Consider the following 13,747-nt stretch of genomic DNA (forward strand, 5'->3'; position numbering starts at 1 on the left):
GCCAAAGGCTAATTGGAGTTGCCCGAATTCTGGTCCTGGGGTTCTTTAGCTTCCGGAGTCGAGGACTTCGACGCGTCTGCTGAATTTGAATCAGCCGAATCCGAGTCAGTTGCCGGAAGCAGCGATGTGCGGATGTTGCCCTCGGACAGGCTTAGGAAGCAGGTGATCGTGCGGTCGCCCTCAGCCCAGGTGCCCTTGGATGGACGGGAGAAATGGTAGGTCCAAGTCGAGTCGATGCCTGCGCTCGGGTCCAGGGCTACCGACTTGCACAGGTCCTCTGAGTGGGCCAGCAGTTCCTCGGGGCCCGGATACTCGGCATCCGCGCCTTCTTCAACGTCGAAGGAGCCAATCAGCTGCGCGTTGTGTGAAGACTCACAGGTGACGACGGTCTGCGGGTCAAGCGGAGATTTGAAGCCGCGCAGGCAGTCGGCAAGGACTAATTGCTCTGGAGGCATATTTTCGGCGATGACTCCGTCAAGGCCGGGAGTCTGGTTGCGCTCAACGGTGTCGGCACCCGGCTGGGCCGGGGGATCGATGAAACGCAAAACGAGGAAAACAATCGCGGCCGCCAGCGCAATTACCGCGGCGACAAGCAGGAACCACTGCCCAAATTGGCGCTTTGGCTTTGGCGGCTCCGGGCGCAGCGGCGGCAGCGCCGCCTGCGGCTCGGGCAGATTCTGTTCCACCACCTGATGTGCTCCTTCGTCGTGCGTTCGCGCGAAAGCAGAACTTCGCATCAAAAAGTCATTGGACTAATTGACAGTCTAGCGGTTCGGGTGAGTGTTGCGTTAAGCGCTCGCCGGTGAATCGTGTTAACCTTTAATTACGAAAGAACTGATCACATATTCGGGGGCCTTCACCTATTAGGTGGACCACCTCCCGACTCTACTGAAAAGAGGGGGTCACGCCATGGGGCGCGGCCGTCAAAAGGCTAAAGCACAGCGTCAAGCGCGAGATATCAAGTACTACTCGCCCTCGACAGACCTTTCGGCACTCGAACGCGAGTTGGGTGTCGGGTCCGATCATCATGCTCAGAAACCTGAGCGTCATGAAACTTCGTATGACGATGACTATTCGGATTACGACGAGCTGACTAAGAAGTACTCCGAAGACGAGGACGACGACTAACCTCGTCATCCAGCGCCGGGAGTTCTTGGCTCGAAGTGCCACAGCTTTTTATTTAGTGGTACAGCTCTTCAGTACATTTTTACGACAAGCCGCAGCGACTAAGCTAAATTAGCTACTAGGTCGTTGCGGCCTTTGTCGTGTCACGAACCCCGGAAGGCGATACATGAGCACGCCAGAAGAACTGTCTATCCAGATGGCTCATCATTCGGCAATCCGATCCATGCAGCGGATCGTCCAAGAACAGGCAGAAGCCGACCCGGAGCCCGTGGCCCGCGACGGTGTGCAGTCGCTGCTCGATGCCGGCAAAGTGCTCGTCGTGACCGGAGCCGGCGTATCCACCGACTCAGGGATTCCCGACTACCGCGGCCCCAACGGTTCGCTGCAGCGCCACCGGCCCATGACCTACCAGGAATTCCGCTACCGCCCCGAAGCAAGGCAGCGCTATTGGGCCCGCGGATTCGTCGGCTGGCGCCACATGGACAAGGCCAAGCCCAATGACATCCACCGCCGGCTGGTGCAGTGGGAGCGCGAAGGCCGGATCTCGGGCATCATCACCCAGAACGTCGACGGACTGCACCAGCAGGCAGGCTCGCGCCGCGTGGTCCCGGTCCACGGTGACCTGTCGATCGTGCGCTGCCTCGACTGCGGATACAGCGAGAACCGCCAGCAGTTCGACGCCCGGCTGCAGGCGGCCAACGTCGGCTACCTCGAAGCAGTGGAAATCGATCCATCAGCGGTCAACCCGGACGGCGACGTCGAGCTGCCGCAATACCTGGTGGATCGGTTCGTCATGGTGCACTGCATGAACTGCGGCTCCGAAGTACTCAAGCCGGACGTCGTCTACTTTGGGGAAAGCGTCCCGGCGGAGCGCAAGGAGGCAATGCATGCGCTGGAGAGCGAATCCAGCTCGCTGCTGGTGCTCGGCTCATCCCTGGCAGTGATGAGCGGCTACAGGATCCTGCTGGACTTCGTGAAACGCGGCCTGCCGGTGGCGCTGGTGACCAATGGACACGTACGCGGCGAAGAGAAGGCCACCTGGCGCTGGCGGGTGCCGCTGGATCACGCGCTGAGCCAGCTGCGCTAGCCGGCTGCCGGCAGCCTCAGGGTTGCCGACAGGCCCCCGGCGCTGCGGGCCAAGAGTACCAGTTCGCCGTGGTGCGCCCTGGCCACAGCGTCGACAATCGACAGGCCCAGGCCCACTCCGGCCGTTTCCACGGATCCAAGCCGGTCGAGCCGCTGGAAAGGTTCGACCATCTGGGACAGCTGGGCTTCGCCGAGCATTCCGCCCTCATTCTCGACGCTGAGCAGCACCATGGAACCGCTGGCCCCGCCGGCGATCCTGATGGCGCCGCGTCCGTAGGCAATGGCATTGCGCACCAGATTGGACAGTGCGTGCTCCAGCAGGTCGGCATCGGCTTCTACACGCAGGTCCTCGGGCAGCTGCACGTCGATCTCAAAGCCGGCGGCGATGGCCGCCGGAAGCAGCTGCTCCACGACGTCTTCCACCAGCAGGACAACGTCCGTGCTGCGCGGGTGCAGCGCCGCGGATTCGGCCCGCGAGAGGGTCAGCAGCGCCTGCACTGTGCGTTCTGCCTTGGCGGAGATGCTGCCCAGACGCCTCATGAACTCTTCTTCTCCTCCGGCGCCCTGGATCCCCACATCAAGAGTTGCCCGCAGGGCGGCCAGCGGGGTGCGCAGCTCATGGGATGCATTCGCGGCGAACCGGCGCTGCTGGTCCACCTGGGCTTGGATCTCGTCGAGCATCTTGTCCATGGCATCGGCCACGTCGCTGAACTCGTTGCGCGGTCCGGAAAGCTCCACGCGGCTGGATAGCTGCCCGGCAGCCACCTTCAGCGAAGTGGACTGCAGCTGGTTCAGCGGCCGCAGCAGCCGCCCCGACAGCAGCCAGGCGCCGACGGCAGAGACGAGCACCAGCGCAGACAGCGCCCACAGCGCACGGGGCACGAATGCCTGCGCCAAGTCCCGCCTGCTGGGAGCGAAGTCTCCGCGGACCGTGTTCAGATTTCCTTCGGGGATATAGCGCAGCAGGAACAGGTAGACCAGAGCCAGGATGAGCACCCCGGTGCAGATCACCAGCAGGCTCATGACGATAGTCAGCTTGACCCTGACGCTGGCCCCGGGGGTTCGCGGCGACCGGTTCACGAGTCCTCCTGGGCGGCGCTCAGCCGGTAGCCGGTGCCCGTCACCGTTTCAATGATCGGTGGGGCACCCAGGCGCTTGCGTAGCGAAGACATGGTCACCCGCACCACCGCGGTGAACGGGTCGGCGTGCTCATCCCAAGCCCGCTCCAGCAGCTGCTCCGCGCTGATCACCCCGCCGTCGGCTTCCAGCAGGATCTGCAAAATGGCGAACTGCTTCTTGGACAGCGCGATCGGCGTGCCATCCCGGTGGACCGTGCGCTTGAAGGGATCCAGCGACACCCCGTATTTTTCAAGCACCGGGGGAACGCTGGCGGCAGGCCTGCGGGCTAGCGCCACAAGGCGCATGACCAGCTCTTTCATGGCGAAGGGCTTGGCAAGGTAGTCGTCCGCGCCGAGCTGGAAGCCGCTGACCACGTCGTCCAGCTGCGCGGCGGCGGTGAGCATCAGGATGCGGGTGCCCAGCCGCTGCTCGTGCATCCAGGCGACCACCTGATCCCCGCTGGGTCCGGGGATGTCCCGGTCCACCACTGCGACGTCGTAGTCGTTGACGCTCAGCAGTTCGATGGCCCGGTGCCCGTCCATGGCGCAGTCGGCGGCGATCCCCGCCTGTTCCATGCCTTGGGCCAGGGCCTGGGAGATATAGGGTTCATCTTCGATGAGCAGTACTCTCATAGCTGCCATCCTATGCGCCTGCGGCGTCGTGCCATTCCTAGCCTGCCGCGCTGGGCCGCATTGCGGGGCAGCGCCCGCCCGGGCTGGTGAGCAGTTCATAATGCCACAGCTCATTCGCGTACACCTGGCACAGGCCGAAGCGCTGGCCCTTGCGCGAGAGCCAATCGGCGGCGTTGGTGGGGCCCACATCCACCGCGCTTCCGGTCACGTGGGAGGAGTCTTCGGGGGAGGCGACCCATTTGGCGGCTTCGGCCCTGCTGCCGTATTTGGCCACAGCGCTATCCAGCAGCTCCTGCTGGTAGTCTTCCGACCGCCAGCCGGAAGTGACCCAGAAGTCCTTGACGCCGTGCTGCTTTGCCGCCGCGGCGGCCTGCTGCAGGGCCGCGCGCAGCTGCGGGTCCAGGTTGCTGATTGCCGGATGGTTGTCGTCAAAGGGGTCCACCTGGGAATCGCGTAGCTTCGCAGCATCCGAGGGCGCAAAGAGCGACGAGGCTTTCGAAGTTCCCGGAGCCTGCACAGTAGTTGTTGTCAGGGCGGTGCAGGCCGCCAGGAGCAGGGCGCCGGCGGCGGCGAAGGACCAGAGGATGATGGCTCGTGTTGTTCTCATGGACTAAGCACATCAAAAGCGGTGTTAAGCCAGTGTAAAGAGCGGCCGCATCGTCGAGGGGGATTATCCGGGCGCAGCAAACCTGATCGGCGAGGCGATGAACAGCAGCGACAGGATTGCCAAGCTGATGCCGAGCCAGGCGCAGATGCCGCGCAGCGTCGGAAGGTGCTTGGCCGCGGCGAAGCCGATAAGGCAGCCGCCAGCGTTGGTGAGCAGGTCCGTGGTGTCGCTGCTTCCCACTGCAAGGACATACTGCGCAATTTCCAGCAGCGCGGAGATTCCCAGGCCCACGGCCGCCGCTTGAATCCAGCGCAGCCGAGGCAGCAGCAGCCGCAGGTTCAAGCCCGCCGGGATGAACAGCAGCACGTTGACGATGCTTTCCTTCATACCGCTGGCAGCATAGCGGCCGTCGGCAATGAACGGGACCAGCTTGATGGAGCGCAGCTCACCGCTGCCAAGATGCGGCAGATTCAGCTTGAAGAGGATGATCCAGGAGAGGAAGAACAGGTACAGCCCGGCGAAGATGAAGCTCCTGGCGCGCAGGGCGGCTGCCGGTGGTTCGGCCATGGCAGAATTTCCTTCTGATACGCGAACACCGGCGGACCCGAAGGCCCGCCGGTGTTCGTCGAGTGCTGGATGCTACTTGGCGTAGCTGCCGGTCAGCAGCACCGCGCCGCCGTCCACGCCCTTGGCGCCCTGGACGAAGTCCAGGCCGGCATCTGCCGCCGATGGATCCAGGTTTTCGACCTGGCCCATGACCCAGGCGCCCATGCCCGCTGCGTTGAGCAGTTCCACCGCGCGGTCTGCCACGGCAGGATCCACGACGGCGACCATGCCCACGCCCAAGTTCAGGGTGCGCTCAAGGTCAGGCTGCGGCACATTGCCCAGCTGGGCGATGGTGGAGAACACCGCTGGCAGCGCCCAGGTGGAGCGGTCCACGCGGGCCATCAGACCCTGTGGGAGCACGCGGGCCAGGTTGGCAGCCAGGCCGCCGCCGGTGACGTGGCTGAAGCCGTGCACGCCGAAGTTCTCGCCGTCGTTCAGTGCGCCGACCAGATCCAGGCAGGCGCTGGTGTAGATGCGGGTTGGAACCAGCAGCTCCTCGCCCAGGGTGCGGCCGAACTCGGCGACCTCGCGGTCAAGCTCCCACTTGGCGTGGGCGATGACGCGGCGCACCAGCGAGTAGCCGTTGGAGTGGATGCCGGAGGAGGCCATGCCGATGACTACGTCACCGGCCTTCACGCGCTCAGGGCCCAGCAGCTGGTCTGCTTCGATGACGCCGGTGGCGGCGCCGGCTACGTCGTACTCGTCCTCGGCCAGCAGGCCCGGGTGCTCGGCGGTTTCGCCGCCGACCAGTGCGGTGCCTGCCAGCTTGCAGCCCTCGGCGATGCCGCGCACGATGTCGGCGATGCGCTCCGGGACGACCTTGCCGGTGGCGATGTAGTCGGTCATGAACAGCGGCTTGGCGCCCACCACGACGATGTCGTCAACCACCATGCCGACCAGGTCCTGGCCGATGGTGTGGTGGATGTCCAGCTTCTGTGCGATGGCGACCTTGGTGCCGACGCCGTCGGTGGAGGTGGCCAGGTACGGCTTCTTGTAGCCGGTGAGGAAGGAGACGTCGAACAGGCCGGCGAAGCCGCCGACGCCGCCGATGACCGAAGAGTTGTGGGTGGCCTTGATGGCGCCCTTCATCAGCTCGACCGCGCGGTCGCCGGCTTCGACGTCGACGCCTGCGCCGGCATAGGTGATGGAGGTTGGCTGCTCTTGCGTGCCGCTCATGGCAGAGGGTTCCTTATCTGTCGTGACTACCGGCTGGGGTGGGCCGGCGTGCTTGCACCGAAGTGCCGGTGGCTGAAGTGTGGGCTAGAGGGTTGCTTCGAGCTCGGAATCCGGGCCCGGCTCGCAGCCAGCCTGGTTCGCGCCTTCGAGCAGGTTCTTGCCGCGGCGGTTGGCATCCGGCAGCGCGATCGGGTAGTCGCCGGTGAAGCAGGCGGTGCACAGGCGCTCGCGCGGCTGGCGGGTCGCCTCGATCATGCCGTCCTCGGAGATGTAGGCCAGCGAGTCTGCGCCGATGGAGGTGGCGATTTCATCCACCGCCGCGCCGTTGGCGATCAGCTCCGCACGGGTGGCGAAGTCGATGCCGTAGAAGCAAGGCCACTTCACCGGAGGCGAGGAGATCTTTACGTGCACCTCGGCGGCGCCCGCCTCGCGCAGCATGCGCACCACGGCGCGCTGGGTGTTGCCGCGCACGATCGAGTCGTCAACCACCACTACGCGCTTGCCGCGCAGCACGGTCTCCAGCGCGTTGAGCTTGAGCTTGATGCCCAGCTGGCGCAGGGTCTGCGAAGGCTGGATAAAGGTGCGGCCCACATAGGCGTTCTTCACGAAGCCGTGGGTGAACGGAATGCCTGACTCTTCGGCGTAGCCGATGGCGGCCGGGGTGCCGGATTCCGGAACAGGGATCACGATGTCGGCTTCCGCGCTGTTCTCGCGGGCCAGCTGGCGGCCCATCTCCACGCGGGACTCGTAGACCGAGCGGCCGGCGATGGTGGCATCCGGACGGGCCAGGTACACGTACTCGAAGACGCAGCCCTTCGGGGTGGCCTCGGCGAAGTGGGTGGAGCGCACGCCGTTCTCATCGATGGCGATCATTTCGCCCGGCTCGATCTCGCGGATGAAGGAGGCGCCGACGGTGGCCAGTGCAGGCTGCTCGGAGGCGACGACCCAGCCGCGGTCAAGGCGGCCGAGCACCAGCGGGCGCACGCCGTGCGGATCGCGGGCCGCATACAGGGTGGTCTCGTTCATGAAGACGAAGCAGAATGCGCCCTCGATCTTGGGCAGCAGCTCCATCGCGGTGTCTTCAAGGCTCTGGCCTTCGGAGCCTGCCAGCAGCGCGGTGACCAGCGCGGTGTCGGTGGTGTTGCCCTGGGCGATCTCGCCGCGGACCTTTCCACCCTCGGCGGCCAGCTTGGCGGACACCATGTCGGCCAGGTCTGCGGAGTTGGTCAGGTTGCCGTTGTGAGCCAGTGCCACGGTGCCGGTCTGGGTGGGCCCCAGGGTCGGCTGCGCGTTAGCCCAGTGGCTTGCGCCGGTGGTGGAGTAGCGGCAGTGGCCAATGGCCAACTGTCCGCTCATGGAGTTTAGGGTGTTCTCGTCGAACACCTGGGAGACGAGGCCCATGTCCTTGTAGACGTTGATGCGGGCGCCGTCGGAGGTGGCGATACCCGCTGATTCCTGGCCTCGGTGCTGCAGGGCATAAAGACCGTAATAGGTCAGTTTTGCGACTTCTTCACCTGGTGCCCAAACGCCGAAGACGCCGCATTCATCCTGCGGCCCCTTCTCGCCTGGAAGCAGGTCGTGATTGAGCATTCCATCGCCACGCGCCATGTCTTTTATTCTCTCATGTTTCTCTTAGGTCGACACCGACCAAATGTGTGGTGGGTGGCGGCCAGGTGCGCGGCCGCCTGCCTTCCAATGAGGGGAAGGGCTGCCTAGCCTTGTTGAGCGCTGGTATCGGTGTCCTCGGCCAGAGGAACCGCCAGATGTTTGGTGGATTTACGCGAGGTGACGCGGTCGATGATCACGTACACCAGTGCGCCAATGCCCGCACCGAGCCCGCCGCAGAACATGGCAAAGAACCCGGAGGCCGAGGCACGGGTATATTCTTCGGACGGTGCGCCCAACATGCCGACAATCAGCCCCACCAGCGCGCCTACGACGAGGAAGGTAAGGATGAATGGCCAGAACTTCGGTGAGGTGTGAACCTGCACTTCGATGGGCTGGTCAGCGGATGAGGGGGTAGCGGGGTGTTGCTCCATACCTTTAAGGGTACTCAATCAATGGCAGATGCGCGGACAAGTCTGCCCTAAGTCCGGAGGCGTGCAATTGCCCAGTTTGCAAAGCCTCATCCCACGTCGTGTTTCCTGTCGCTAGGCAAAGCCATAATTCGGCAGGCATTTCGACCACATTGGGCGGTGTTCCCCGGGTATGGCGGGGCCCGGGTATGCACTGAGTCACACCGAAGGGCGGTACCCTGACCTCCACCGAGTTGCCCTCGGCCTTCGACGCCAGTTCTTCCAGCGCAAAGCGCACCGCCATGGCAAGCACCGGGCGCGCTGGCTTGGAAGATTCGCGGTAGGCGCCCGCCCATTCGCGCAGCGCCGCGCGCCCTTCGGCTTCATCGATGCGCCGCTTGATTGCCATGGAACCTGCCTTCGCTTGTGAGACGCCTTCGCGTCATAATTGCGCGCTAAGCATCTGCGCTAGAAATCAATACCCTTCAACTCTAGTCCAGCCGCCTTGGCGCCGGCGGTGGCCGCTTCAGGCGTCAACTGGTCCACCAGCCAGTTGTGGTCTTCCGGCTCAAGTGCACCGAAGGAAGCCAGCAGGCCCAACGCCAAAAGGTCGGTGCCGCGCTGGGAGCCGTCGAGCATTTTCACCGCGACGCTGTGTCCGCTGGGAGCCGCCATGGCCAGCACGCCCTCGGCGCCGAGCTTGGCGATGATCCCGGTGCGCTCGGCCACCAGGGTGTTGGGGCTGCCTGGGCCGCGGATGGCCCAGGGATGCCGGCGGATGGCAGAGGCCACCTGGAGCGCGTGCGCATCCTCGCTGGCCACCAGCCGGTGGAAGCCGGAGGCCAGCGAATGCAGCGACATCTGAGGGGCCGGGGCGCCGCAGCCGTCGGTGCCCAGGAATCTGATCGGGCCGCAGAATTCTTCCATGGCGGCCAGGGCCGAGGCCTGCACGGCGCCTGCCGGATCCAAATAGGTGTGGGGATCCTGGTCCAGGGCAATGGCGGCATTTAGGAAGGCCGCGTGCTTGCCCGAGCAGTTGAACGCCAGGTGGTTCTTCGGCTCGTTGCCGCTGATCATCTGCTGGCGGGTTTTCGCATCCCCAGGCCAGGACAGCGGGCACTGCAGGTCTTCCTGTGACCGCCCAGCCTGGGCGAGCATGCTGGCCGCAAGTTCCTGGTGCTGCCTGGTGCCCACATGGCTGGCGCAGGCCAGGGCCGTGGCCTCGTCGGACAGTTTGGCCCCGGCGCGCAGCGAGCCGATGGCTTGGAAAGGCTTGAGCGCAGAGCGCGGAAAGACCAGCGCCTGCGGATTGCCGAAGGCCGCCAGTTGTTCTCCATCCGGCCCCAGCACCACAGCGATGCCCAGATGGCGGGATTCGATGATGGAATTGCGGGTGACCCGGACCAGTTCGGCGCAGTCGGCGATGTCAAGAGCTGGATGCATAAGCCCCAGTCTAGGGCGCCGAAGCCTCAGCGCGGATCTGCGACGCTGCCCCAGTGCAGCTGGGCCACCTGCGTGCGGACCTGCTGTGATGTCAGCAGCTGCCCAGGTGAAGCCTGCATCTGGTCATAGGCAGCGGCGACTTCGCCGCGCAGCCATTGCTCCACGGGCTGCGTCGTGGACAAGAGCAGACTCAGCGCATGCACAACGACTTCGCTCTGAGTGGCGTATCTTCCGGAATCGACCAAGGACGCGACGGCATCCACCATCGAAACATCGAGTTCGACGTGCAGCTCTACCTGATTTTCATGTCTGATTTCCACGTCCGGCCCTTTCAATGCGTAACAGATCATTCTAGCCCTGGCGGGATCGGAAATCACTGGGCGGTGTACTGCAGGACGGCAAAAAGTCATGGCCGAGGCCGGTGAGTATTTCTCCGGTAAACTTTTGGCTGTGAAGGTTCTGGTTATTGGCCCAGGCGGCCGCGAACATGCAATTGTCCGAGCACTGAGTGCAGACCCCTACGTCAACGAAGTCCACTGCGCCCCCGGCAACGCCGGCATCGCGCAGGATGTCACCACCCATTCCATCGACGCCCAGGCCCCTGCCGCGGTAGTGTCCCTGGCCCAGCAGCTGGCCAGCGACCTGGTGGTCGTCGGCCCCGAAGCTCCGCTGGCGGCAGGCGTCGCCGACGCCTTGATCGCCGCCGGCATCCCGGTCTTCGGCCCGACCAAGGCCGCGGCGCAGCTGGAAGCCTCCAAGGCCTTCGCCAAGGACGTCATGGCCGCGGCCCAGGTGCCCACCGCGATGGCCCACGTGGCCACCAACACCGCGGAAGCCGAAAGCGCGCTGGACGACTTCGGCGCCCCCTACGTGGTCAAGGACGATGGCCTGGCAGCCGGCAAGGGCGTCGTGGTCACCTCCGACCGCGCCGAGGCCCTGGCCCACGCCGAAGCCTGCTTCGAAGCCGGCGGCACCGTGGTCATCGAGGAATTCCTGGACGGTCCAGAAGTTTCCCTGTTCGTGATCTGCGACGGTAAGCACGCCGTCCCGCTGTCCCCAGCCCAGGACTTCAAGCGCATCTTCGATAATGATCAAGGCCCTAACACCGGCGGCATGGGCGCCTACTCGCCGCTTGAGTGGCTGCCTGCAGGCTTCGTGGACGAGGTCATGGAACGCGTGGCCTACCCGACCCTGCGCGAGATGGAACACCGCGGCACCCCCTTCACCGGCGTGCTCTACTGCGGCCTGGCGGTCACCAAGCGCGGCATCCGCGTCATCGAATTCAACGCCCGCTTTGGCGATCCCGAAACCCAGGCGGTGCTCGCACGCCTGAAGACCCCGCTGGGCGGCGTGCTGCTGGCGGCCGCCAAGGGCGAACTGGACGATGCAGAACAGCTGACCTGGTCTAAGCAGACTGCGGTGGACGTGGTTATCGCCGCGGAGAATTACCCCGACACCCCGGTCAAGGGCGCTGTAATCACCGGCCTGGACGCCGCCAACGCCATCGACTCGGTGCACGTGGCCCACGCCGGCACCGCAGCCGACGCAGACGGCAACATCACCGTGGCCGGCGGGCGCGTGCTGGCGGTAGTCGGCCTGGGCGATGACCTGGCGGCGGCCCGCAAGGCGGCCTATGCCGGCGTGGCAGAAATCAGCTGGCCGGGCGCCCAGTCGCGCAGCGATATCGCCCTGAAGGCAGAACGCGGCGAAATCATCGTCGCGAACGAAAGCAAGTAGAGGAAGATCCATGGCAGGTTTGCAGACCGACGTACTCACCCTTGAAGGCTGGGACCACTTCTACTCGGGCAAGGTGCGCGACCTCTACGTGCCGGCCGGCGTCAGCTTCGAGGACACCGACCGCGTGCTGGTGGTGGCCTCCGACCGCATCAGCGCCTACGATTTTGTGCTCACCAGCGAAATCCCTGACAAGGGCAAGGTGCTCACCCAGCTGAGCCTGTGGTGGTTTGAACAGCTGGGCGATTTCGCCAACCACGTGATTTCCACCGAGGTGCCTACCGAGGTTGCCGGCCGCGCGATGGTCTGCAAGAAGCTGGACATGTACCCGATCGAGTGCATCGCCCGCGGCTACCTCACCGGCTCCGGCCTGGCCGAGTACAAGGTGTCCTCCACCGTGTGCGAGCTGCCGTTGCCAGCCGGCCTGGTGGACGGCTCGCGCCTGGAGCCGGCGCTGTTCACCCCCTCGGCCAAGGCCGAGGTGGGCGAGCACGACGAGAACATCTCCTACGCCCAGACCGTGGACCGCGTGGGCTCCGAGGTGGCCGAGGCACTGCGCGAGAAGACCGTGGCGCTGTACGAGCAGGCGGAGAAGATCGCCCGCGAACGCGGCATCATCCTTGCGGACACCAAGGTCGAATTCGGCGCAGATCCAGCCACCGGCGAAATCACCCTGGGCGATGAGGTGCTCACCCCCGACTCCTCGCGCTTCTGGGATGCGGAAGCCTACAAGCCGGGCCAGGCCCAGGCGAGCTTCGACAAGCAGTTCGTGCGTGACTGGCTGACCTCCGAGGCTTCGGGCTGGGATAAGAATTCCGGTGAAGAGCCGCCGGCACTTCCAGCGGAAATCATCGAGAAGACCCGCGCCCGCTACATCGAAGCCTATGAGCGCCTGACCGGGCGCAGCTTCAGCGCCTAATTCCGTGCGGCAAGGCCCCGTACAGCACCTGCTGTACGGGGCCTTGCCGCATCTGATGTGAATGTGTCGGCGCCACGTCGCACCACTTTTGGAATACCATTTTCCTCGTGCTACGGTACTAATCGCGTTTGAGGTGACCCTAAGCTAATTAGTGAACGCGTTCCATATTGAATTGCCGTAATGAAGGAATTTTAGTGAAACATTCTCGCGTTCTGCGGGCCAGCGCCCTGCTTGCCCTTGCCGGGCTCGCCTTGAGCGGCTGCGCCGGCTCAGCACCCGCAGCTTTGGAGTCCTCGGACGCCGCCAACAGCGGGGCAGGGTTCCCGCGCACCATTGAACACTTCCGTGGTACCACCGAGATTCCCGAACGACCGATACGCATAGCGGCCTTGGATACTTCATATGTAGATGGTGCGCTGCTGCTGGGCGCCGAAGTGGTCGCCTATCCCGAATACCGCCTGAGGAGCCAGGGCTTTCCTGCCTATCTTGGCGATGTCTCGGAGCTCACCGACGAAGCAGTCAGCGTGGGAACTCTGCAGGAACCCGATCTGGAAAAGCTTCTTGCCGCGGAACCCGACCTGATCATCTCCGCCGACTTGCGCCAGGGCCCGCTGTTTGACCAGTTCCAGAAGATCGCGCCTACGGTATTCTCCGAGGTTGTCGGCGCCACCTGGAAGGAAAACATCGTGCTGCTCGGCGAAGCGCTGGGCAAGGAAGCCCAGGCGAAGCAGGCAGTGGCCGACTACGAAGAGCGGGCAGCTGCGGTGGGCAGGGAAATCCTCGCCAAGAACAGCGAAACGACCTATACGCTGGTGCGCTTCATGGGAGAAGACACCGCACGCCTGTATTCCTCTAAGTCGTTCATCGGCGAAGTGATGTCAGATATGGGCATTCCGCGCCCAACAGGTGCTCCTGATACGGACCAGACGGTATTCACCCAGCTGTCCCCGGAAGAGATCCTCACCGCGGACGCCACGGTGGTTTTCCAGGCGACGTCCGCTCCGGAAGGCTCGGAGGGCGACGCCGCCCGCGCCCAGGCGAGCTCTTTCACCGCGAACCCGCTGTGGTCCCGGCTGGAGGGCAATGTGCTGGAAGTTTCCGACGAGATCTTCTTGACCTCGGTGTCGATCCAGGGCGCGAACGAGGTGATCACCCAGGTGGCCGAGCACTTCAAGGTTGACCCGCACCTGCCCTAGGAAGCGGCGATTGCCGCGCCGGCAATGTTCCTGCGGCGCAAAGCTGGCCCCCGACCAAGCAGGCAAGAGCTCGGTTGGGGGCCAGTCGC

The 13,747-nt window shown here is 64.5% G+C and carries 16 protein-coding genes; 5 read left to right on the plus strand and 11 right to left on the minus strand.

What is annotated here, in order from left to right:
- Positions 1–8 precede the first annotated feature (8 nt).
- Positions 9–689 carry a septum formation family protein gene (locus tag AUR04nite_RS04035; protein WP_218024632.1) on the minus strand — a complete coding sequence of 227 codons (681 nt, stop codon included), beginning with the start codon at positions 687–689 and terminating at the stop codon, positions 9–11.
- Positions 690–909: 220 nt separating this feature from the next.
- On the opposite strand from AUR04nite_RS04035, the gene AUR04nite_RS04040 reads away from it, so the two are divergent.
- Together AUR04nite_RS04040 and AUR04nite_RS04045 are read left to right on the plus strand one after the other, a co-directional pair.
- Entirely contained in the window at positions 910–1,128 is a 219-nt protein-coding gene (locus tag AUR04nite_RS04040) for a DUF3073 family protein (protein WP_141362201.1), read from the plus strand.
- A 163-nt stretch (positions 1,129–1,291) separates the two neighbouring features.
- Entirely contained in the window at positions 1,292–2,212 is a 921-nt protein-coding gene (locus tag AUR04nite_RS04045) for a Sir2 family NAD-dependent protein deacetylase (RefSeq protein ID WP_246055361.1), read from the plus strand.
- Here the strand turns inward: AUR04nite_RS04045 and AUR04nite_RS04050 are convergent.
- The 10 genes from AUR04nite_RS04050 to AUR04nite_RS04095 form a co-directional block, all read right to left on the minus strand.
- Positions 2,209–3,291, minus strand: a complete 1,083-nt coding sequence (locus tag AUR04nite_RS04050; RefSeq protein ID WP_141362203.1) for a sensor histidine kinase — start codon at positions 3,289–3,291, stop codon at positions 2,209–2,211. The genes AUR04nite_RS04045 and AUR04nite_RS04050 overlap by 4 nt on opposite strands.
- A complete protein-coding gene (locus tag AUR04nite_RS04055) occupies positions 3,288–3,962 on the minus strand; it encodes a response regulator transcription factor (RefSeq protein WP_141362205.1) in 675 nt (224 codons plus the stop codon). Before AUR04nite_RS04055 ends, AUR04nite_RS04050 begins: the two co-directional genes overlap by 4 nt.
- 37 nt (positions 3,963–3,999) lie before the next feature.
- Positions 4,000–4,569: a M15 family metallopeptidase gene (locus tag AUR04nite_RS04060; protein ID WP_141362207.1), complete on the minus strand. Its 570-nt coding sequence runs from the start codon at positions 4,567–4,569 to the stop codon at positions 4,000–4,002.
- A gap of 63 nt (positions 4,570–4,632) precedes the next feature.
- Positions 4,633–5,136 carry a VanZ family protein gene (locus AUR04nite_RS04065; protein WP_141362209.1) on the minus strand — a complete coding sequence of 168 codons (504 nt, stop codon included), beginning with the start codon at positions 5,134–5,136 and terminating at the stop codon, positions 4,633–4,635.
- Between the two features lie 72 nt (positions 5,137–5,208).
- Positions 5,209–6,351, minus strand: coding sequence for a phosphoribosylformylglycinamidine cyclo-ligase (gene purM, locus AUR04nite_RS04070; RefSeq protein WP_141362211.1), 1,143 nt, complete (start codon positions 6,349–6,351; stop codon positions 5,209–5,211).
- Between the two features lie 84 nt (positions 6,352–6,435).
- The gene (purF, locus tag AUR04nite_RS04075; protein ID WP_141362213.1) at positions 6,436–7,959 is read right to left on the minus strand and encodes an amidophosphoribosyltransferase; all 1,524 of its coding nucleotides are present in this window, start codon (positions 7,957–7,959) and stop codon (positions 6,436–6,438) included.
- A gap of 104 nt (positions 7,960–8,063) precedes the next feature.
- Positions 8,064–8,390, minus strand: a complete 327-nt coding sequence (locus AUR04nite_RS04080; protein ID WP_141362215.1) for a hypothetical protein — start codon at positions 8,388–8,390, stop codon at positions 8,064–8,066.
- Between the two features lie 4 nt (positions 8,391–8,394).
- Positions 8,395–8,775, minus strand: coding sequence for a sterol carrier family protein (locus AUR04nite_RS04085; RefSeq protein WP_141362217.1), 381 nt, complete (start codon positions 8,773–8,775; stop codon positions 8,395–8,397).
- Positions 8,776–8,834: 59 nt separating this feature from the next.
- The gene (locus AUR04nite_RS04090; RefSeq protein WP_141362219.1) at positions 8,835–9,809 is read right to left on the minus strand and encodes an asparaginase; all 975 of its coding nucleotides are present in this window, start codon (positions 9,807–9,809) and stop codon (positions 8,835–8,837) included.
- Positions 9,810–9,835: 26 nt separating this feature from the next.
- Positions 9,836–10,129, minus strand: coding sequence for a ribbon-helix-helix domain-containing protein (locus tag AUR04nite_RS04095; protein ID WP_141362221.1), 294 nt, complete (start codon positions 10,127–10,129; stop codon positions 9,836–9,838).
- 130 nt (positions 10,130–10,259) lie between these two features.
- Between AUR04nite_RS04095 and purD the strand changes: the two genes are divergently transcribed.
- The 3 genes from purD to AUR04nite_RS04110 all read left to right on the plus strand — a co-directional run bounded on the left by purD (position 10,260) and on the right by AUR04nite_RS04110 (position 13,658).
- Positions 10,260–11,546 carry a phosphoribosylamine--glycine ligase gene (gene purD / locus AUR04nite_RS04100; protein ID WP_141362440.1) on the plus strand — a complete coding sequence of 429 codons (1,287 nt, stop codon included), beginning with the start codon at positions 10,260–10,262 and terminating at the stop codon, positions 11,544–11,546.
- A 10-nt stretch (positions 11,547–11,556) separates the two neighbouring features.
- Entirely contained in the window at positions 11,557–12,462 is a 906-nt protein-coding gene (locus tag AUR04nite_RS04105; RefSeq protein ID WP_141362223.1) for a phosphoribosylaminoimidazolesuccinocarboxamide synthase, read from the plus strand.
- Between the two features lie 194 nt (positions 12,463–12,656).
- Positions 12,657–13,658: an ABC transporter substrate-binding protein gene (locus tag AUR04nite_RS04110; RefSeq protein WP_141362225.1), complete on the plus strand. Its 1,002-nt coding sequence runs from the start codon at positions 12,657–12,659 to the stop codon at positions 13,656–13,658.
- The last annotated feature ends 89 nt before the right edge of the window (positions 13,659–13,747 follow it).

The sequence above is a fragment of the Glutamicibacter uratoxydans genome (assembly GCF_006539925.1).
GTDB lineage: Bacteria > Actinomycetota > Actinomycetes > Actinomycetales > Micrococcaceae > Glutamicibacter > Glutamicibacter uratoxydans.

Coding starts and splice junctions, on each gene's coding strand:
- AUR04nite_RS04040 (WP_141362201.1), top strand. CDS start 910: ATGGGGCGCGGCCGTCAAAAGGCTAAAGCACAGCGTCAAGCGCGAGAT.
- AUR04nite_RS04045 (WP_246055361.1), top strand. CDS start 1,292: ATGAGCACGCCAGAAGAACTGTCTATCCAGATGGCTCATCATTCGGCA.
- AUR04nite_RS04055 (WP_141362205.1), bottom strand. CDS start 3,962: ATGAGAGTACTGCTCATCGAAGATGAACCCTATATCTCCCAGGCCCTG.
- AUR04nite_RS04060 (WP_141362207.1), bottom strand. CDS start 4,569: ATGAGAACAACACGAGCCATCATCCTCTGGTCCTTCGCCGCCGCCGGC.
- AUR04nite_RS04065 (WP_141362209.1), bottom strand. CDS start 5,136: ATGGCCGAACCACCGGCAGCCGCCCTGCGCGCCAGGAGCTTCATCTTC.
- purM (WP_141362211.1), bottom strand. CDS start 6,351: ATGAGCGGCACGCAAGAGCAGCCAACCTCCATCACCTATGCCGGCGCA.
- purF (WP_141362213.1), bottom strand. CDS start 7,959: ATGGCGCGTGGCGATGGAATGCTCAATCACGACCTGCTTCCAGGCGAG.
- AUR04nite_RS04080 (WP_141362215.1), bottom strand. CDS start 8,390: ATGGAGCAACACCCCGCTACCCCCTCATCCGCTGACCAGCCCATCGAA.
- AUR04nite_RS04085 (WP_141362217.1), bottom strand. CDS start 8,775: ATGGCAATCAAGCGGCGCATCGATGAAGCCGAAGGGCGCGCGGCGCTG.
- AUR04nite_RS04090 (WP_141362219.1), bottom strand. CDS start 9,809: ATGCATCCAGCTCTTGACATCGCCGACTGCGCCGAACTGGTCCGGGTC.
- AUR04nite_RS04105 (WP_141362223.1), top strand. CDS start 11,557: ATGGCAGGTTTGCAGACCGACGTACTCACCCTTGAAGGCTGGGACCAC.